The organism is Streptomyces sp. NPDC127117 (genome assembly GCF_042677325.1).
In the GTDB taxonomy this organism is placed as follows: Bacteria; Actinomycetota; Actinomycetes; order Streptomycetales; family Streptomycetaceae; genus Streptomyces.
The window spans coordinates 112,291-131,800 of the sequence record NZ_JBHXTM010000010.1 but is presented as its reverse complement, the minus strand read 5'-3'; the positions used below and the strand labels follow the sequence as shown (position 1 = coordinate 131,800).

The 19,510-nt window shown below is 70.8% G+C and carries 17 protein-coding genes and 1 pseudogene; 1 reads left to right on the top strand and 17 read right to left on the bottom strand.

Going from position 1 to position 19,510, the window contains the following annotated elements; all coding sequences use genetic code 11:
• From ACFVH0_RS12030 to proS, 11 genes and pseudogenes are all read right to left on the bottom strand, one after another.
• Window positions 1-332 (bottom strand): S26 family signal peptidase (locus ACFVH0_RS12030; protein ID WP_385819482.1); only part of this gene is annotated, 332 nt, incomplete at its 3' end.
• A gap of 239 nt (window positions 333-571) precedes the next feature.
• On the bottom strand, window positions 572-1,468 hold the full coding sequence (gene lepB / locus ACFVH0_RS12025) for a signal peptidase I (RefSeq protein WP_385819481.1): 897 nt from the start codon (window positions 1,466-1,468) through the stop codon (window positions 572-574).
• Window positions 1,368-2,419, bottom strand: a pseudogene (gene lepB, locus ACFVH0_RS12020) (signal peptidase I). The gene lepB (ACFVH0_RS12025) and the pseudogene lepB (ACFVH0_RS12020) overlap by 101 nt, the downstream one beginning before the upstream one ends.
• Window positions 2,412-3,182 carry a signal peptidase I gene (gene lepB, locus ACFVH0_RS12015; RefSeq protein ID WP_385819439.1) on the bottom strand — a complete coding sequence of 257 codons (771 nt, stop codon included), beginning with the start codon at window positions 3,180-3,182 and terminating at the stop codon, window positions 2,412-2,414. Before lepB (ACFVH0_RS12015) ends, lepB (ACFVH0_RS12020) begins: the two are co-directional and overlap by 8 nt.
• Before the next feature lie 45 nt (window positions 3,183-3,227).
• A complete protein-coding gene (rplS, locus tag ACFVH0_RS12010; RefSeq protein WP_093545046.1) occupies window positions 3,228-3,578 on the bottom strand; it encodes a 50S ribosomal protein L19 in 351 nt (116 codons plus the stop codon).
• Window positions 3,579-3,705: 127 nt separating this feature from the next.
• Entirely contained in the window at window positions 3,706-4,527 is an 822-nt protein-coding gene (gene trmD / locus ACFVH0_RS12005; RefSeq protein ID WP_266911599.1) for a tRNA (guanosine(37)-N1)-methyltransferase TrmD, read from the bottom strand.
• The gene (rimM, locus tag ACFVH0_RS12000) at window positions 4,527-5,123 is read right to left on the bottom strand and encodes a ribosome maturation factor RimM (RefSeq protein WP_385819438.1); all 597 of its coding nucleotides are present in this window, start codon (window positions 5,121-5,123) and stop codon (window positions 4,527-4,529) included. Before rimM ends, trmD begins: the two co-directional genes overlap by 1 nt.
• A gap of 79 nt (window positions 5,124-5,202) precedes the next feature.
• Window positions 5,203-5,442 (bottom strand): RNA-binding protein, encoded by a 240-nt coding sequence (locus ACFVH0_RS11995; protein WP_005311361.1) that lies wholly within the window; start codon window positions 5,440-5,442, stop codon window positions 5,203-5,205.
• A gap of 2 nt (window positions 5,443-5,444) precedes the next feature.
• Entirely contained in the window at window positions 5,445-5,888 is a 444-nt protein-coding gene (gene rpsP / locus ACFVH0_RS11990; RefSeq protein ID WP_072487234.1) for a 30S ribosomal protein S16, read from the bottom strand.
• A gap of 157 nt (window positions 5,889-6,045) precedes the next feature.
• Window positions 6,046-6,639, bottom strand: coding sequence for a hypothetical protein (locus ACFVH0_RS11985; RefSeq protein ID WP_072487235.1), 594 nt, complete (start codon window positions 6,637-6,639; stop codon window positions 6,046-6,048).
• A 229-nt stretch (window positions 6,640-6,868) separates the two neighbouring features.
• Window positions 6,869-8,284, bottom strand: coding sequence for a proline--tRNA ligase (gene proS, locus ACFVH0_RS11980; protein ID WP_385819437.1), 1,416 nt, complete (start codon window positions 8,282-8,284; stop codon window positions 6,869-6,871).
• Window positions 8,285-8,508: 224 nt separating this feature from the next.
• Here proS and ACFVH0_RS11975 point away from each other — a divergent pair, with 224 nt between their 5' ends.
• Window positions 8,509-9,369 (top strand): class I SAM-dependent methyltransferase, encoded by an 861-nt coding sequence (locus tag ACFVH0_RS11975; RefSeq protein WP_385819436.1) that lies wholly within the window; start codon window positions 8,509-8,511, stop codon window positions 9,367-9,369.
• A 16-nt stretch (window positions 9,370-9,385) separates the two neighbouring features.
• On the opposite strand, the gene ftsH is transcribed toward ACFVH0_RS11975, so the two are convergent.
• The 6 genes from ftsH to ACFVH0_RS11945 form a co-directional block, all read right to left on the bottom strand.
• The gene (ftsH, locus tag ACFVH0_RS11970; RefSeq protein ID WP_385819435.1) at window positions 9,386-11,299 is read right to left on the bottom strand and encodes an ATP-dependent zinc metalloprotease FtsH; all 1,914 of its coding nucleotides are present in this window, start codon (window positions 11,297-11,299) and stop codon (window positions 9,386-9,388) included.
• A 153-nt stretch (window positions 11,300-11,452) separates the two neighbouring features.
• Window positions 11,453-13,000, bottom strand: a complete 1,548-nt coding sequence (ffh, locus tag ACFVH0_RS11965; RefSeq protein ID WP_385819434.1) for a signal recognition particle protein — start codon at window positions 12,998-13,000, stop codon at window positions 11,453-11,455.
• Between the two features lie 125 nt (window positions 13,001-13,125).
• The gene (locus tag ACFVH0_RS11960; RefSeq protein ID WP_385819433.1) at window positions 13,126-15,582 is read right to left on the bottom strand and encodes a [protein-PII] uridylyltransferase; all 2,457 of its coding nucleotides are present in this window, start codon (window positions 15,580-15,582) and stop codon (window positions 13,126-13,128) included.
• A 95-nt stretch (window positions 15,583-15,677) separates the two neighbouring features.
• A complete protein-coding gene (locus ACFVH0_RS11955; protein WP_124716139.1) occupies window positions 15,678-16,016 on the bottom strand; it encodes a P-II family nitrogen regulator in 339 nt (112 codons plus the stop codon).
• Window positions 16,013-17,365, bottom strand: a complete 1,353-nt coding sequence (locus ACFVH0_RS11950) for an ammonium transporter (protein ID WP_360547336.1) — start codon at window positions 17,363-17,365, stop codon at window positions 16,013-16,015. Before ACFVH0_RS11950 ends, ACFVH0_RS11955 begins: the two co-directional genes overlap by 4 nt.
• A gap of 369 nt (window positions 17,366-17,734) precedes the next feature.
• Complete coding sequence (locus ACFVH0_RS11945) at window positions 17,735-19,207, bottom strand: hypothetical protein (protein ID WP_385819432.1); 1,473 nt, start codon at window positions 19,205-19,207, stop codon at window positions 17,735-17,737.
• Window positions 19,208-19,510: the final 303 nt, after the last annotated feature.

Genomic DNA, 19,510 nt, shown 5'->3' with positions numbered 1-19,510 from the left:
ACCCGGTCGCCCCGCTGGAGCGTGTTCTGCATCGAATCCGAGGGAATCGAGAACGCCTGCACCAGGAACGTCTTGATCAGCAGCGCGAGAACCAGCGCCACGACGATCAGCAGGGGCAGCTCCTTCCAGAAGGGACGCTGCTTTCTCGCCGCCTTCTTGCCGTCCCCGTCCAAGGCCTCCTCGTCCGCGGGCACGTCCGGATCCGGCGCACCCCCAACCGGATCGGCCGCCGGGCCGGTCGCGGAATCGGCCGCCGGGTCGACGGCAGGATCAGCGGACCGGTCGGGCCCCTCCGCGGGGTCTCCGTGTCCAGGTCGTGCACCGGCAGCCACGTCACTCACATCCAGTCCTCACTATGCGCCCCCGCCTTCTCCAGGACCCTGTCCGTTCAAAGGCCCACTGCCCCGAACAACGAGCGGGAGTTCCTGAGGCCCATGAAGAACACCCGGCGAGTGTCCCGCATTCATTCGATCTTGCCGTTTCCTCGGTCACAACGCCATCGCTCGGCCACAAGACCATCGCTCGGCCCCGACGAACCGGCTCGGCCCAATGGGTCATGACGGGACGTCAGTCACTTCCGCCGCTCGGAGGCCGGCCGGACCCGCCTGCGCCAGAGCACGATCGGCACAGCCCCGGCGACACCGATCGCACCGGGCGCCATGGCCACCGCGGTCCCCAGTCCCGGCTGGTCGAAGGTCTTCGGGATCGGCAACGTCGCCCAGCGGCTGATCGGCCACGCCACGACGAAGGCCCGGCCGACGACCTCGTCGTTGGAGACCGTGCCGTTGCCCGGCAGTTCCTGGTGGTAGCGGGAGTCGCGGGAGTCCTGGCGGTGGTCGCCCATCACCCAGATCCGGCCCTCGGGCACCGTGATCGGGCCGAACGGCGCGTCGTTGCAGGCGGTGTTGCCGGGGTAGACGAACGACTGCTCGTCCAGGGCCTTGCCGTTGACCACGACGGGGCCGTTCTCCTTGCACTCCACCGTGTCGCCGCCGATGGCGATGACCCGCTTGATCAGGTCCTTCTCCTCGGCGGACGGCATCAGGCCGATGAAGCTGAGGAACTTCTGGACCACATTCGGGTGGACCTCCTCGGTGTCGTCCAGCCAGCCGCCCGGGTCGTGGAAGACGACGACCTCGCCGCGCTCCGGCTCCGCGCCGAACCAGGGGGTCAGCTTGTCCACCAGCACCCGGTCGCCCCGCTGGAGCGTGTTCTGCATCGAATCCGAGGGAATCGAGAACGCCTGCACCAGGAACGTCTTGATCAGCAGCGCGAGAACCAGGGCGATGACGATCAGCAGGGGCAGCTCCTTCCAGAAGGAGCGCGGCTTCTTCATGGCCCCGCCGCCGCCGTCCGGAGTGGCGCCGTCACTCCCCGCGCGGCCCGCCGTCCCGGCGGACTCGGCATGACCCGAACGGTCCGGCCGGTCCTCGGGCTCCTCGTGTCCGGATCGTGCGCCGACGGCCAAATCCCCCACATCCACTCCTCACTCCGTGCCACGCCTGCGCCCCAGCCGGTGCAGGCCCACCACTCCCATAACGAGCGGGAGTTCCGCAGGGGTCGGGAGAGGGATCATTCCGTTGAGATCCCGGGACGACACACTATTCGACCGGGCCGACCCGCCGGCCGACCCGGCACGCGCGTCAGGGACCGATCCGAACGTCGCCGGTTCCTCCAGTTTCCGCCAGTGGCCGACGGGCCAGGCGATCACCACGGCCCGTCCCACGACCTCGTCCTCGGACACCGTGCCGTGTCCCGGCTCGTCCAGGTGATAGCGCGAATCGGCCGAATCTGACCGGTGGTCACCCATCACGAAGATCCGGCCCGCCGGAACCTTTACCTCGAATTTGATGAGGGAGGGAGGGTTCCCCGGGTACAGATAGGGCTCGTCGAGCGGTACGCCGTTGACGCTGACCCGGCCGTCCTTGCCGCAGCACTTCACCGTGTCGCCGCCGACCGCGATCACCCGCTTGATCAGATCCTGCTCGTCGTCGGAGGGCAGCAGCCCGATGAAGGTCAGCACCTCCTTCACCTGCTTGACGACGACGGGCGGGTCCTTCTTGTCGACGTTCTCCTGCTTCAGCCAGCCGCCCGGGTCCTTGAAGACGACGACATCACCACGCTGCGGCCGGGATCCGAACCAGGGCGTCAGCTTGTCCACGAGCACCCGGTCACCGATCCGGATGGTCTGCTCCATCGACCCGGACGGGATCACGAAAGCCTGCACCAGGAACGTCTTGAGCACGAGCGCGATCACCAGCGCCACGACGATCAGCAGCGGGATCTCCCCCACCGCGGCCCCGCGCCGCCGCCGCTTGACCCTGCGGGCCAGCTTCCGCCGCTCCGCCCTGGTCGGCAGCGAACCCCCGGCCGACGGCTCCGCCCCGGCTCCGGACCGCCCGAGGCCGCGGTTACCCATGGCCCCCGCCCGGCGCCCGTACGTCGGCGAAGGCGGCGCTGTCCGGCAGCGATCTCAGCCGGCTCGGCGGCCAGCCGATCCAGTCCACCCTGCCGATCACCATGTCGACCGGGACCATGCCGCCGCCCGGCTCGCCCAGGTGGTCGCGCGAGTCGCGGGAGTTGCTGCGGTGGTCGCCCATCATCCACAGCTTGCCGTCGGGCACGACGATGTCGAAGCGGACCTGGGAGGGCGCGTCCCCGGGGTGCAGATAGCTCTCGGTGACCGGCCGGCCGTTCACCCCGATCCGGCCCCGCTTGTCGCAGCAGACCACCCGGTCACCGCCCACGCCCACCACCCGCTTCACGTAGTCGGTCTCGGCCGGCTCGGCCAGGCCCAGGGACGCGGCCACCGAGTGCATCAGACCGGTGACGGGGTTCTCCTGCGGGGGCTCCTGAACGAACGATCCGGTGCCGTCGAAGACCACCACGTCGCCGCGCTGCGGCACGGAGCCGGAGCCGTAGGCCAGCTTGTTCACCAACACCCGGTCCCCCACCCGCAGCGTGGGCTCCATCGAGCCGCTGGGGATCAGGAAGGGCTGCACCACGTAGTTGCTCAGGAGCAGCACGAAGACCGCGCAGACGGCGCCGAGCGCGGCGGTCCGCCGCCAGGAGATCGCGCCGCTCGGCAGATCCGGGATACACGAGGAGCGCGACCCCTCCTCCGGCGCCTTTGCGGGTGCGGAGGAGCGGTCGCGCTCCGAGGGCTTTGCTTCCGTGTCCATCGGGGCCAGAGCCTATCCGGCCGACCTGTGGACCTGGGAGTCAGCTCAGTTGTCGCGCTTCTCCTTGATCTTCGCGGCCTTGCCGCGGAGCTCACGGAGGTAGTACAGCTTGGCGCGACGGACGTCACCACGGGTGACGAGCTCGATCTTCTCGAAGATCGGGCTGTGCACCGGGAAGGTGCGCTCGACGCCGACGCTGAAGGAGACCTTGCGGACCGTGAAGGTCTCGCTGACGCCCGCACCCTGGCGGCGGATGACTACGCCCTTGAACTGCTGGATACGGGAGCGGTTGCCCTCGATCACTCGGACGTGGACGTTGACGGTGTCACCGGGGCGGAACGCCGGGACGTCGGTGCGCAGCGATGCGGCGTTGACGCCATCGAGCAGGGAAGCCATGTTGTCTGCTTTCTTCGCCGATGCCACAGGTCATCGACGGGAGATAGTGAGAGATGGGGTGCTGATCGCGTCGGGCGGACGTCATTCCCCCTGTGGCAGGGGCGTACGCCGGACGTACAGCAGCGGCCTATTCTTCCACGGCCTCGGGCCTGCGCCAAAATCGGCCGCCGGGCTCCGGTGACCAGCCGAGGATCGAGAGCATCTCGCGGTCCTTCTTGTCGAACCCCTCGGCCTCGCAGCGCTCGATCAGATCGGGCCGGTTGAGGGCGGTACGACGGAACGCCTCGTCCCGGCGCCAGCGGGCGATCCGCCCGTGGTGACCGCTGAGCAGCACCTCGGGGATGCCCCGGCCGCGCCACTCGGGCGGCTTGGTGTAGACGGGCCCCTCCAGCAGGTTGGCCATCGCGCCGGGGGCGAAGGAGTCGTCCCGGTGCGATTCCGCGTTGCCGAGCACTCCGGGCAGCAGCCGGGCGACCGCCTCGGTGATCACCAGTACCGCGGCTTCCCCGCCGGCCAGCACGTAGTCCCCGATGGACACCTCGACAACCGGCATCCTGGTGGCGTACTCGTCCATCACCCGCCGGTCGATGCCCTCGTAGCGGGCCGGCGTGAAGATCAGCCACGGCCGCTCGGAGAGCTCGACGGCCAGCTCCTGGGTGAACGGGCGGCCGCTGGGGGTGGGCACCACGAGCACCGGGGAGTGCGCCCCGGCCTCGTACCCGCCCGCCAGGGCGTCGTCCAGGGCCTCGCCCCACGGCTCGGTCTTCATGACCATGCCGGGGCCGCCGCCGTACGGGGTGTCGTCGACCGTGTTGTGCCGGTCGTACGTCCAGTCGCGCAGGTCGTGCACATGGACATCGAGGCGGCCGCGGGCGCGGGCCTTGCCGACGAGGGAGACGTTCAGCGGTTCCAGGTACTCCGGGAAGATCGTGACGACGTCGAGGCGCATCAGGCGTCCCTCCCGGTCGCGGGGGCCCCGTCGCCGCTCTCCTCGTCGCCCGCTTCCTCGTCCCGGGCGGAGGCGATCACGGCCTGGCTCGCGTCGATCAGGCCGGGCGGCGGGGTGATCACCGCGCGCTGCTCCGCCAGGTCGATCTCGGTGACGATCTCCTCGACGAACGGGATCATCACCTCGCTGCCGTCCGGCCGCTCCACGATGAAGAGGTCCTGGGACGGCAGATGCGTGATCTCGGTGATCCGGCCGATCCCGGTGCCGTCGGCGAGGACCACATCGAGGTCCATGAGCTGGTGGTCGTAGAACTCCTCGGGGTCCTCGGGGAGTTCCGCCGGGTCGACCTCGGCGATCAGGAGCGTGTTGCGCAGGGCCTCGGCAGCCGTACGGTCGCGCACGCCCTCGAAGCGCAGCAGCAGCCGTCCGCTGTGCACCCGGCCGGTCTCGATCGTCAGCGGTCCGGCGCCGGCCGGTTCGGTGGCGAGCACGGCCCCGGGCCCGAGCCGCAGCTCCGGCTCGTCCGTACGGACCTCGACGGTGACCTCGCCCTTGATGCCATGGGCACGGCCGATCCGCGCGACTACCAACTGCACCTTGTGTCTCTCCTGTCATACGACGACGGGCCGGGGCGGGCGCATGGCCCTCCCCGGCCCGTGCCGGTGTTCAACTCTGTCAGCGAACCTGATCCACATCGACGAGGTCGACGCGGATGCCACGGCCGCCGATGGCGCCCACGACGGTACGCAGTGCGCGAGCGGTGCGGCCGTTGCGACCGATCACCTTGCCGAGGTCGTCGGGGTGGACCCGGACCTCCAGCACGCGACCGCGGCGCAGGTTGCGCGAGGCGACCTGCACATCGTCAGGGTTGTCGACGATGCCCTTCACGAGGTGCTCGAGAGCCTCCTCGAGCATGCTCAGGCCTCGGTCGACTCGGCGGGCGCAGCCGCGTCAGCAGCCTCGTCCGCCTTCTTGTCGGACTTCTTCGCCTTCTGCGTGATGGCCTCGCCCTTGGACTCGTCGCCGCCGTCCTTGGTCAGAGCCTCGAACAGGGCGCGCTTGTCAGCCTTGGGCTCCGGCTGCAGCAGCGGCGCGGGGGCCGGGAGACCCTTGTGGGCCTGCCAGTCACCGGTGAGCTTCAGGATCGCGAGAACCGGCTCGGTCGGCTGGGCGCCGACGGACAGCCAGTACTGCGCACGCTCCGAGTTGACCTCGATGCGCGAGGGGTTCTGCACCGGGTGGTACAGACCGATCTCCTCGATGGCCCGGCCGTCACGGCGGGTACGGGAGTCGGCGACGACGATGCGGTAGTGAGGCGAACGGATCTTGCCCAGACGCTTCAGCTTGATCTTGACTGCCACGGAAGTGGTGTCTCCTGGTCTATGACGTGGGTGGGCACAACGAAGATGCCACGTGGGGTTGCGGTACTCGGGTGCCCGATGGACGCGTCAGCCGGAGGAGAGAGGGGTCCTGTGCGACTGTCGAGTACAGCTAGCCATTGTGCCACACCGTGCAGGGTCACCCCACCGCGACCGCTGCTTCCGGGATACGGAAGGGCTTCCCGCATCCTCCGCAGACGATCGGCGCCTGTGCCAGGACCGACGGGACGACCCGCACATTGCGGCCGCAGTCGCAGACGGCCTTGACGCGGACTCCCCCGCCGGAGGAGCCGTGCCGGGCGGCGGGCCCGCGGAAGGAACGCTTGGTGTCGGCGGCGGTGGCGACCGTGTGCGCCTTGAGGGCGCGTTGCAGCCGCTCGATCGTCGGGCGGTAGCGGCGCTTGGCCTCGGGGTTGAGGGCGACCAGCGAGAAGCCGCTGCTGGGGTGGGGCTCCTCGGCGTGGTCGAGGCCAAGCTCCTCGGCGATCGCGAGGAATCTGCGGTTGTGGTAGCGGCCGGCGCGCGAAGTGTCGCGGACGCCTCGCGCGGCGGCGATGCCGTGGACTGCCTCATGGAGCAGTCGCTCGAAGGAGAGTTCGGCGCCACAGGCGGACGAGGACTCTCCGATCAGGGACTCGGGCGCGGCTAGATCCGGCAGCTCGGGGTGGTACCGCTGAATGTCGGCCCACGCCTGTGCCAGCTCTGCGGCAAGTACAGGTGGTGTCGTGCTCACGTCGTGACAACGAGCACGAGTGCCCCGGTGTTCCGATTCCGGGCCATCCCAAATAATTTGCACGTACCAGTCAGTTGCCCTTGCATGCGTCCCGACGAGGGCGGGTGCGCAGATCTGCGGAGAAGCCTCACAGCTCGCACCAAGCCGGTACGTAGCGACGCGTACGCCCGGACGCGTAGGCGGCCGCCGTACGCCGGGGCCCCGGGCGGGCGGGGCGGCGGGCGGGGCGTCAGTAAGCGCGTGCCACCAGGGCGACATTACCGGGCTCGTCGTCCGCCTCCGGCACCGACCCGTCCCCGGCGACCAGGCACCGTACGGACACCCCGTGCTCCGCGAGCCGGGCCTCGCCCGCCGGGCCGAGCGCCGACCAGGCGATGCGCGCCCAGCCGCCCGCCGCTGCCGCCTCCACGGCCTCCGCCACCGTCGTGACGTCGCTGGTGGCCGACTCGCGGCGGCTCCTGGACTCCCGCAGCAGCGCCGCCTGGTCCTCCTCCAGGACGGCCGGAAGCAGCGCGGGCAGGGCCTCGACGGGGACCGGCTCCTTCCCGCCGGGGATGCGCCGGGCCAGCATCGCGGTGCCGTCCGCCAGATCGCGCGGGCCGATCTCGATCCGTACCGGCACCCCCTTCAGCTCCCAGTCGACGGCGCGGCGGCCGAACGGGGTGTCGGTGCGGTCGTCGGTCCCGGTCCTGATTCCCGCCGCGCGCAGCCGCTCCGCGACGGACCGGACCGCGGCCGTCACGGCCCCGTCCTCCTTGACCGCGAGGACGACCGCCTGGACCGGCGCGAGCCGCGGCGGCACGCGGAGCCCGTGGTCATCGCCGTGGGCCATGATCAGGCCGCCGACCATCCGGGTCGAGGAGCCCCACGAGGTCTGCCGGACGAACTCCTGCCGGCCCTCCCGGGACAGATAGCGGGTGTGGAACGCCTTGGCGAAATTGGTGCCGAGCTCGTGGCTCGTGCCCATCTGAAGGGCCTTGCCGTCCCGCATCATCGCTTCGAGGGTGAGCGTGTTGACGGCCCCGGCGAACCGCTCGGCCGGGGTCTTGCGGCCGAGGACCACGTCGATGCCCAGCACGTTGATCATGAAGTCCGCGTAGACCTCGCGGTGGATGTACGCGGCGAAGTCCCGGGCCTCCTCATCGGTGGCATGGGCGGTATGGCCTTCCTGCCAGAGGAATTCCGTCGTACGGAGGAAGATCCGCGGGCGCATCTCCCAGCGCACCACGTTCGCCCACTGGTTGATCAGGAGCGGCAGATCGCGGTAGCTCTGCACCCACTTCGAGAAGTACCCGTTGATGATCGTCTCGGAGGTCGGCCGCACCACCACGGGCTCTTCGAGCTCTTTCCCGCCGCCGTGGGTGACCACCGCGAGCTCCGGCGCGAAGCCCTCGACGTGCTCGGCCTCGCGTGTCAGGTAAGACTGGGGGATGAAGAGCGGGAAGTAGGCGTTCCGGGCGCCCGCCTGTTTGATACGGGCATCCATCTCCTGCTGCATCCGCTCCCACAGGCTGTATCCGTACGGCCGGATGACCATGGTGCCGCGCACCGGGCCGTTGTCCGCGAGTTCGGCCTTGTTGATCAGATCCTGGTACCAGCGGGGAAAGTCCTCGGCCTGGGGCGTGAGAACGGGTGCCTTTGCCATGGCGCGCATCGTACGGCGACACCGCCCACCGGACGGGGCGACGGGCCCCGGTGCCACGGGACGCGTCACCGCTCCACGCAACCATTGCCATCGCACCCCTGGACGCGGCGGCGGATGCGCAGTTCTCTGACATACGGGGGAAGCGGGGCGGACACACGGGGGAGCAACCACTCGGGCACTACCGACCGGACACGGCCGATCTTCGGCGGATTGGGGCGCTTTCCATGACACCAACGCTCGTCCGGCACCACAGCCGCGCGGAGACATCCACCCGAACGGACCCCGCAAACCGTGCCCGGGACTGGGCCGAGATCCAGGAGCGGATGCTGGCACCGCTGTACGAAGCGGTGTACCAGCGGCTCGAAGTGGGATCCGGTACCCGGCTGCTCTCCCTCGGCTGCGGCTCCGGTCTCGCGCTGCTGATCGCGGCCGCCCGGGGCGCGCGCGTCACCGGCGTGGACACCGATCCCGAACGTCTGGCGCTCGCCCGGTCCCGGCTGCTGCCCGATCCGGGCTGCGACGCCGGTCCCCCGGCCGGGCACCCGCGGCTCCTGGAGGGCGATCCGTCCGGGGCCCGGCCGTCCGACGGGATGCCGTACAACCTGATCACCGCGTTCACCCCGATCGGCTGCTCGTCCGACGACGGCGAGGGGCTCGTGGCCGCGCTGCGGTCCGCGGTGCCGCTGGCCGCGCGGGGCAGCACCGTGGTGCTCACAGGCTGGGGTCCGCCGGAGCGCTGTGCGACGGCGCCCGTGCTGCGGGTGGCGGGGCGGCTCTCCGACCGGGACCGGGCCCCGCTCGGGGGCGGCTGGCGGCCGTCGGGCCGGGACGACCTGGAGGAGCTGGCCTTCCGGGCCGGGCTGAATCCTGACGGCTCGGGCCGGGTGGCGTGCCCCTTCGGGTACGCGGACCTGGACAGCGCGGTGCGGGGGCTGCTCTCCACCCGGCTCTTCGACGCGGCGGTCCGGGCGACGGACCGTACCCAGGTGGAGAAGGAGGTCGCGCAGGCCCTCCATCCGCACCGCCGCCGGGACGGCACGGTCTGGATGCCGAACGTCTTCCGCTATCTCGTGTGCACCACCTGAGCGGCCTCGGCGGCCGTCACTTCGCCAGTCGGGTGATGCCGGCCGCCCGGTAGGCCTCGGACTCGTCCAGCGTCTCGTTCGCCAGGAGCGCGGCGGAGAGCGAGTCCAGGCGGTCCCGGTTCTCGCGCAGCAGCCGGCAGGCCACCTCGTAGCACTCGTCCACGATCCGCCGCATCTCGCCGTCCACCGCGTCGAGCGTGGCGGGGGCCGCCGACAGTCCGTACGCCTGCTGGGCGTCGCTCGGGATCGCCGTCAGCCTGCCCACCTTGTGGCTCATGCCCCAGCGCCCGACCATGCCGCGGGCCAGGTTGGTGACCTGTTCGAGGTCGCTCTCCGCGCCGGTGGTGATCACACCGAAGACCACCTGTTCGGCCGCCATGCCGCCGAGTGCCCCGACGATGCGGCCGCGCAGATACTCCTCGGTGTACGCGTACTTGTCGGCGTCCGGCGTCGAGAGCGTGACGCCCAGGGCACGGCCCCGCGGCACGATGGTGACCTTGCGGACCGGGTCGGCGCCCGGCTGGAGCATGCCGAGCAGGGCGTGGCCGCTCTCGTGGTACGCGGTCCTGCGGCGTTCCTCGTCGGACATGACCAGTGAGCGTTCCGCGCCGAGCTGGACCTTCTCCAGGGCATCCGAGAAGTCGGGCTGGGTGACCTCGGACTGCCGGCGCTTGACCGCCAGGAGCGCGGCCTCGTTGGCCAGGTTGGCCAGGTCCGCGCCGGTCATGCCGGGGGTCGTGCCGGCCACCTGGGCCAGGTTCACCTCGGGGGCGAGCGGGATCTGCCGGGTGTGGATCTCCAGGATCGCCTCCCGCCCGCTCCGGTCCGGGGGGCTGACCTGGACGATCCGGTCGAAGCGGCCGGGCCGGGTGAGGGCGGGGTCGAGCACGTCGGCGCGGTTGGTGGCGGCGAGCACGACGACGCCCTCCGAACCGGAGAAGCCGTCCATCTCGGTGAGGATCTGGTTGAGCGTCTGCTCGCGCTCGTCGTGGCCGCCCATGCCGGAGCCGCCGCCGCGGGCCCGGCCGATGGTGTCGATCTCGTCGATGAAGACGATGGCGGGAGCGACCTTGCGCGCCTCCGCGAACAGTTCACGGACCCGGCTCGCGCCGACGCCGACGATCATCTCGATGAACTCGGAGGCCGACGCCGAGAAGAACGGCACCCCGGCCTCACCGGCGACGGCCCGCGCGAGCAGGGTCTTGCCGGTGCCGGGCGGTCCCGCGAGCAGCACCCCGCCGGGCATCCGGGCGCCCATCTTCCGGTACTCCTGCGGGTTCTTCAGGAAGTCCACGACATCGTTGAGCTCGCCCTCGACCTCGTCGATCCCGGCCACGTCCTTGAAGGTGGTGCGCTTGGAACCCTCCAGTTCGACGGGCTTGGGCGGGGCCTTGCGGCCGAAGCCGCCCATCCCGCCGCCCATGCCCCTGGACATCCGCCGGGCGATGAACACCCAGAGCACTACGAGCAGCAGCATGGGTGCGAGCGAGATCAGCAGGTTGGCGAGGAAGCTGCGCTGCTGGACGACCGGTTCGGCGGTGACCGTGACGTCGTCCTTGACCAGTTCGGCCCAGAGGTTGTCGTCCGCGAAGGCCGGGCGCTGGGTCTCGAACTTGGTGTACTTGTCGTCGCTCCCCGGGACCTTCGCCTCCTTCTTGAGCTGCCCCTGGATGGCGTCGCCCTTGGAGTAGATCTTGGAGACATTGCCCGAGGTGACCTGCTTGCTGAACTCCGTGTACGCGATCGTCCGCTGCTGCTCCCCGTTGAAGAAGGAGAGCACCAGATTGGCGATCAGGTAGACCGCGAGCGCGGTCAGCAGCAGTCCGCCCCAGCCTCCGGGCATCTTCCGGCCGGGCGGCTGGGGCGGCGGGGCACCCTCGGAGCGCCACGGCTGATCGGTCCGGTCACGGGGAGGTACGGGGTTGGTCACGCGCGCTCCTCTGCCGACTGCCGTTGAGGCGACAGTAAGGGAGGAACGCGGACAAAGCCCTCCCAGGGCCTTCCCGATGGGCCCTTGGAGGGACGGCGTACGACAGCCGTGGCGAACCCGGGCCGACTCGGTCCGGGTTCAACCGGTCCGGGCTCAGCCCATGAACTTCTTGAACTCGTCCGGCAGCTCGAAGTTCTTGTCATCCTGGGCCGGCAGGCCGAACGCGCCGCCCTGCGCCGCCTGCTCGCGGCGGGCCGCCGCGGCCTGCTCCTCGGCCTTGCGCTTCATCGGGTTGCCGCTCTTGCGCTTGCCCTTGGCCTGCTTGACCTGCTTCTTCTGCCGGCCGGGGCCACCGCCCATGCCCGGCATCCCGGGCATCCCCGGCATGCCGCCGCCCTGGGCCATCTTCGACATCATCTTGCGCGCATCGAAGAACCGCTCCACCAGATTCTTCACCGCGCTGACCTCGACACCGGAACCCTTGGCGATACGGGCCCGGCGCGAGCCGTTGATGATCGTCGGCTCGGCGCGCTCCTTCGGGGTCATCGACTTGATGATCGCGGCGGTGCGGTCCACATCGCGCTCGTCGATGTTGTTGATCTGGTCCTTGATCTGCCCCATGCCGGGCAGCATGCCGAGCAGCTTGGAGATGGAGCCCATCTTCCTGACCTGCTCCATCTGGGCCAGGAAGTCGTCGAGCGTGAAGTCCTTGCCCTTGCTGGACGCCAGCTTGGAGGCCATTTTGGCGGCCTCTTCCTGGCTGAAGGTCTTCTCCGCCTGCTCGATCAGGGTGAGCAGGTCACCCATGTCGAGGATGCGGGAGGCCATCCGGTCGGGGTGGAAGGCGTCGAAGTCCTCAAGCTTCTCGCCGTTCGACGCGAACATGATCTGCTTGCCCGTGACATGGGCGATCGACAGGGCCGCACCACCGCGGGCGTCACCGTCGAGCTTGGAGAGCACCACGCCGTCGAAGCCGACGCCGTCGCGGAATGCCTCGGCGGTGTTGACCGCGTCCTGGCCGATCATCGCGTCGACGACGAAGAGGATCTCGTCGGGGCTGACGGCGTCACGGATGTCCGCGGCCTGCTGCATCAGCTCCTGGTCGATGCCGAGACGGCCGGCGGTGTCGACGACGACGACGTCGTACTGCTTGGACCGGGCGTGCTCGATCGAGTCCTTGGCGACCTGGACCGGGTCACCGACCCCGTTGCCCGGCTCGGGCGCGTACACCGCGACGCCGGCGCGGTCGGCGACCACGCTGAGCTGGTTGACGGCGTTGGGGCGCTGGAGGTCACACGCGACGAGCAGCGGGGAGTGGCCCTGGCCCTTGAGCCAGAGGCCGAGCTTTCCGGCGAGGGTGGTCTTACCGGCACCCTGGAGACCGGCGAGCATGATCACGGTGGGCGGGTTCTTGGCGAACCGCAGCCGCCGGGTCTCGCCGCCGAGGATGCCGACGAGCTCCTCGTTGACGATCTTGACGACCTGCTGGGCGGGGTTCAGCGCCTGGGAGACCTCGGCGCCGCGTGCCCGCTCCTTGACGTTGGCGATGAAGGCCCGGACGACCGGAAGCGCGACGTCCGCTTCGAGCAGGGCGATACGGATCTCGCGAGCCGTGGCGTCGATGTCCGCCTCGGACAAGCGGCCCTTGCCCCTGAGGTTCTTGAAAGTCGCGGCAAGGCGGTCGGAGAGAGTATCGAACACGGCGCTCGTCGGTCCTCAGGGTCGGGGGCAAAGTGGATTCGGTACCCCAGGGTATCCGGCCCGGAAGAAACGATGACCCCCTGCCCGGGAAATCCCGGGGCGGGCCGCACCGTGCGGTTCCCGCGTCACGCCCGGAGCGCCGCCTCCACCGCGTCGGCCACCGCGAGCGCCCGCTCCCCGGGCAGCGGCTTCCCGTCGGTGTCCGTGACGTAGAAGGCGTCCACCGCGTTCGCCCCCAGGGTCGACACATGGGCGCTGCGCACCCGTACCCCGCTCTGCTCCAGCGCCCGGCCGATCCGGTGCAGCAGCCCCGGGGCGTCCTGGGCCCGCACCTCGATCACCGTCGCCAGCCGGGAGCCGGCCGCCGCGACGGTCACCCTCGGCGGCGGGGCCTTCACCCCGCGGCGGCGCGGATAGGCGGCCTCGCGCTCGGCGAGCCGGGCCCGGATGTCCAGCGAGCCGTCCAGGGCGCGTACGAGGTCGGCGCGGAGCCGGACGGCCTGCGGCAGCGAGCCGTACTCGGCCGCGACCCGCCAGCTGAGCAGCAGCACGTCCGCGGGGTCGCCCAGTCCGGTGGGCAGCTCCACGGCGCGCAGGTCGGCGGCGCGCACGGTGAGGCGGTGCAGGGCGAGGACGCCTGCCGCCGCGGGCAGCACGCCGGGCCGGTCGGGCAGGGCGATGTGGAGTTCGACGCCGACGGGTTCCGGTTCGCCGTCCTCGTCCGGGGCCCCGGCCTGGGCGTGCAGGGCGAGGACGGGTCCGCCGGTGCGCAGGGCCTCGATGGCGAGGCGTTCCTGTTCGGCGCCGGGTGCGGCGGGTTCCGGTTCCTGGGGGGCCTGGCCGGCGAGCACGGCGGCGACGCGTCCCACCAGGTCGGCGACCAGGGAGGCGCGCCAGGAGGACCAGGCGGCGGGCCCGGTGGCGAGCGCGTCGGCCTCGGTGAGCGCGTGCAGGAGTTCAAGGGTGGTGGCGGAGCCGACGGCGGTGGCGACGGAGCGGACGGTCGCCGGGTCGTCGAGGTCGCGGCGGGTGGCGGTCTCGACGAGCAGCAGGTGGTGGCGTACGAGGGTGGCGATGACGCCCACGTCGTGCTGGTCGAAGCCGATCCGGGCGGCCGTGTCCCGGGCGATGACCTCACCGGCCGCGGAGTGGTCGCCGGGCCAGCCCTTGCCGATGTCGTGCAGCAGTGCGGCGACCAGGAGCAGGTCGGGGCGGCCGACGCGCCGGGTGAGGGCGGAGGCGCGGACGGCCGCTTCGACGAGGTGGCGGTCGACGGTCCAGGTGTGGACGGGGTTGCGCTGGGGGCGGCAGTGGACGCGTTCCCAGTCCGGGAGCAGCCGGGTGATGAGCCCTTCGGCTTCGAGCGCCTCCCAGACGGGGACGGTGGCCTCACCTGCGCCGAGGAGGGTGACGAGTTCCTCACGGGCCTCGGCGGGCCAGGGCACCGGCAGTGGCTGCGCGGCGGTGGCGAGCCGGCGTACGACGTGGCGGGAGAGCGGGAGCTCGGACTGGGCGGCCGCGGCGGCGGCGCGCAGCACCAGGACCGGGTCGCGTTCGGGGCGGGCGGTGCGGGCGAGGACCACTTCGCCGTCGGCCTCGACGACGCCCTCGGCGAGCGGGGTGCGTTCCGGGGCGGCCGACCTGCCGCCGCCGAGGATCGCGCGCAGCCGGGGGCGCACGGACCGGGCACGCAGGACCCGGTCGACCTCGCGCCAGGTGACGTCGGTGGCGTACGAGATGGTGCGGGCGGCCTCGTAGACCTGGCGGAGCAGGGCGTCCGCGTCGAGGAGTCCGAGGGCGCCCGCGACCTGGTCCTGTTCCTGGAGGGCGAGGCGGTCGGTGGCGCGGCCGGTGGTGAGGTGGAGGGCGTCCCGGGCGTCGAGGAGGATGCGGCGGGCCTCGGCGAGCCCTTCGCGGGGGGCGTCGGCGACCCAGGACGCGGCGACGGCACGCAGCGCGGTGGCGTCCCGCAGTCCGCCGCGGGCCTCCTTGAGGTCGGGTTCGAGGAGGAATTGCAGCTCGCCCCGGCGCTCGGCGCGTTCGCGGCAGAGTTCGTGGAGTGCGGGCAGGCGCTTGGGGGCCTGGTTGCGCCAGTCGGCGAGGACCGCGGTGCGCATCGCGGCTACGAGCCCGAGGTCTCCGGCGACGGGCCGGGCGTCGAGCAGTCCGAGCTGGACCTTGAGGTCCTCGGCCGCGGTCCTGCGCGCCTCGGCGGGGGTGCGTACGGAGTGGTCGAGGGCGAGGCCGAGGTCCCAGACGGGGTACCAGACCCGGTCGGCGAGGGCGGCGACGGCCGCGGGGTCGGCGTTCCCGTCGTGCAGGAGCAGCAGGTCGAGGTCGCTGCGCGGGGAGAGTTCACCGCGTCCGTAGCCGCCGACGGCGACGAGGGCGGTGCCGTGGACGCCGCTCTCCGCGGCTGCGGTGGTGAACAGCGCGGTGAGCCAGTCGTCGGTGAGCGAGGCGAGGGCCGCACGGCGCGGCGGCCCGGACCGCGCCTCCTCCTGGAGAAGGCGCAGCCGGGCCGCCGCGTAGCCGCCGGGTTCGGAGTCTGCGGATTCGGTGGTGGTCTCGGTGCTCGTCACCCGGCTGCCTTTCGTTTCGGGACCGTCGGTGTTCCGGGACCGCCGGTCTTCAGGACCGTCGGCGCTTCGGAACCATCGGCCTTCAGGAGCCTCGGTCAGAGTGCGTCCGGGCCGCGTTCGCCCGTCCGTACCCGGACCGCGGTCTCGACCGGCACGCTCCAGACCTTGCCGTCACCGATCTTGCCGGTACGGGCTGCCTTCACGACGAGGTCGATGAGCTGTTCGGAGTCCTCGTCCTCGACCAGGACCTCGATCCGGATCTTGGGTACGAGGTCGACGGTGTACTCGGCGCCCCGGTAGACCTCGGTGTGGCCGCGCTGGCGGCCGTATCCGCTGGCCTCGGTGACCGTGAGGCCCTGGACGCCGAAGGCCTGGAGGGCCTCCTTGATCTCGTCCAGCCGGTGTGGCTTCACGACCGCGGTGATGAGCTTCATGCGTCCACCTTCTTCGTCTTCGCTGCTGCCGTGCTGCCCGGTGCGGAGCTCGTGGTGCGCGGGGCCGCGCCGCCGCCCGCGCCGCTGAAGTCGTACGCCGTCTCGGCGTGTTCGACCTGGTCGATGCCGGAGATCTCGTCGTCCTCGGGAACCCGCATCCCGATCGTCCGGTCCAGCAGGAAGGCCAGGATCGCGGAGACGACCAGAGAGTACGCGAGGACGGCGAGGACCCCGACGGCCTGCTTGCCGAGCTGTTCGAGGCCACCGCCGTAGAAGAGGCCCTTCGCCTCGGACTGGACGCCGCCGGTGGCGAAGAGGCCGACGAGGAGGGAGCCTGCGATACCGCCGACGAGGTGGACGCCGACCACGTCCAGGGAGTCGTCGTAGCCGAAGCGGTACTTCAGTCCGACGGCCATGGCGCAGAGCACACCGGCGATCGCGCCGACCGCGATGGCGCCGAGCGGGCTGACCGCGCCGCCCGACGGGGTGATGGCGACGAGCCCGGCGACCGCGCCGGAGGCGGCGCCGAGGGTGGTGAAGGAGCCGTGGCGGAGCTTCTCGTAGCCGAGCCAGGCGAGCATCGCGGCGGCGGTGGCGACCTGGGTGTTGACGAACATCACCGCGCCGACACCGTCGTCGTTGCCGAGCCACGAGCCGGCGTTGAAGCCGAACCAGCCGAACCAGAGCAGACCGGCGCCGAGCATGACGAGCGGCAGGCTGTGCGGCCGCATCGGGTCCTTCTTGAAGCCGACGCGCTTGCCGATGACGAGGATCACGCCGAGCGCCGCCGCACCCGCGTTGATGTGGACGGCCGTACCGCCCGCGAAGTCGATGACGCCCATCTCGAACAGCCAGCCGCCCGCGCCCCAGACCCAGTGGGCGACGGGGAAGTAGACGACGGTGACCCAGAGGGTGATGAACAGGGCCCACGAGGTGAATTTGACCCGGTCGGCGAGGGCGCCGCTGATCAGGGCCGGGGTGAGCACGGCGAACATCAGCTGGAAGACGGCGAAGACGTAGACCGGGATCGTGTAGCCGTCCCAGAGCTGGGTGACGCCGATCCCGCTGAGCCCGAGGTAGTCCGAGCTCCAGCCGACGACGGAGCCGATGTCGGTGCCGAAGGCGAGGCTGAACCCGAAGAGCACCCACAGGATGGTGACGATCCCGAGGCTGATGAAGCTCATCATCAGCATGTTGAGGGTGCTCTTGACGCGGACCATGCCTCCGTAGAAGAAGGCCAGGGCCGGGGTCATCAACATCACCAGGGCGGAGCAGATCAGCATGAACCCGGTGTTGGCGGCAGACAGTGTCGGGGTGTCTGCGGCAAGCGTCGTGATGCCTGGGGGCATCGGCGTCTCCTCGTCGTCGGTGCGGCCGCGTGCGGGCGATGGGAGCGGCACCACGTGCGGGACCACTGGGGAAAAGGTGCGGGCCGGTTATGGGCAAGAGATTCGCCCGGTGCGGTTTCCACCGATGCCGCACGGTGTTTCACCGTGGTGACGAAGAGGTCCGGTGTGTTACGTCGCCATGAACCGGCGGTGGCGTGACCGGCGTCGGGCCGGTCCCGCGGCCGGGGCCGCATACGGTGCGGTTACGACTCTCCCCCACGGGCACCCCAACGCGAACCGGCCACGCCGACCATCCGCTGACCTGGCAATCGGGGGAGCCGAAGTCGGTCTGTGCGGGGTGGTCGCCGTGGCCGGGGCCGGGGGTGCTGCTCAGACCGCTTCGGCTGTCTCCGGCAGCTGTTCGGTGAGGAGATCGGTGAGCCTGGCGACATCGGGGATGTCCCCGAAGTCCCTGGCGGCGGTGTCGACGGTCTTGCGGAGCCGGGTGTTGACGCGCTCGGAGCGGATCTTCCTGGCGACGCGCAGGGCCTTCTCGGCCAGCACCGTGGACTGTTCGGGCTCGCGCTTGAGGAGGTGCACGGTGGCGAGACCGATCAGGTTGAGCGCGTAGGAGCGCTGGTGCTCGTCGTCGTCGCCGAAGAGCTGGACGGCCTTCTCCATCAGGGGCTCGGCGAGCGAGGCGTACGTGGGGCTGCGGCCCGCCACATAGGCGAGGTCCCGGTAGGAGTGGGAGTTCTCGCCGTTGAGCTCGGCCTCCGAGAAGAAGCGGATCCAGTCGGGCTCGGGCTCACCGTCGATGCCCACGTCGAGGAAGGTGTCCTCGGCCATCCGGACGGCTCGTTTGCACTTGCTGGGCTGGCCCATGTTGGCGTACGCGCGGGCCTCCATCGCATACAGCATGGCCTGGGTGCGCGGGGTGGCGCAGTCCCGGCTGCCGTACTGCGCGAGGTGGATCAGTTCGAGGGCGTCGTCGGGCCGTCCGAGGTGGATCATCTGACGGCTCATGCTGGACAGGATGTACGAGCCCAGCGGTTTGTCACCGGCCTCCTTGGAGGCGTGCAGCGCGAGGACGAAGTACTTCTGAGCGGTGGGCTGCAGGCCCACGTCGTAGCTCATCCAGCCCGCCAGCTCGGCCAGCTCGGCGGCGCACCGGAAGAGCCGCTTGGCGGTGGCCTCGGGCTGCGGTTCCTGGAGCAGGTCGGTGACCTCGTGGAGCTGTCCGACGACGGCCTTGCGGCGCAGCCCGCCGCCGCACTGCGCGTCCCACTGGCGGAACATCGCGGTGGTGGACTCCAGCAGATCGAGCTCCGGGCCGGAGAGCCTGGAGGGGCGGCGCGCCGCCGCCGGGTCCGGTTCGACGGGGCCGGCGGTGGCGACGGGGACCAGCCAGCGCTGCATGGGCTCGATGAGCGCGGGGCCGGCGGCCAGGGCGAGCGAGGAGCCGAGGAATCCCCGGCGGGCGAGCATCAGGTCGCTGCGGGAGAACTCGCTGAGCAGGGCGACGGTCTGCGGGCCCGCCCAGGGCAGGTCGACGCCGGACACGGACGGCGACTGGTGCGCGGAGCGCAGTCCGAGGTCCTCGATGGCGACGACGGAGCCGAAGCGCTCCGAGAAGAGCTCGGAGAGGATGCGCGGGATCGGCTCGCGCGGCTGCTCGCCGTCGAGCCAGCGCCGCACCCGGGAGGTGTCGGTGCTGATGTGGTGGGCGCCCATCTGCCGCGCGCGGCGGTTGACCTGGCGCGCCAGCTCGCCCTTCGACCAGCCGCTTCGCACGAACCATGAGCTCAATTGCCCGTTGGGGCGCTTGCCGGCATTCGAATCGCCTGCGCCGCTGCCACTCACTGGAACGCCCCCATCCCGCCGAATACCTGTCGCGCGAACCAATACCAGAATGCCCTGAGCGGATGCCGCCCATGCGGAGGTCGCGCACCATCGAACATGAAATCGGGTTGCCTCCGGCATACCCACGGGCGCACATACTTCCATGGTTCGTGTACCGACGGTAATCCTACGATCACCCCCCGGGCGAGGGCGATTGCAGAAACGCCACCATTCGCCACCCCTTCGAATGAACGCCACCACCGTCGGGCGCGATTCACTTGACACACGGCGATCCACAAGGGGCGCAGTGATGCCGAACAGGGC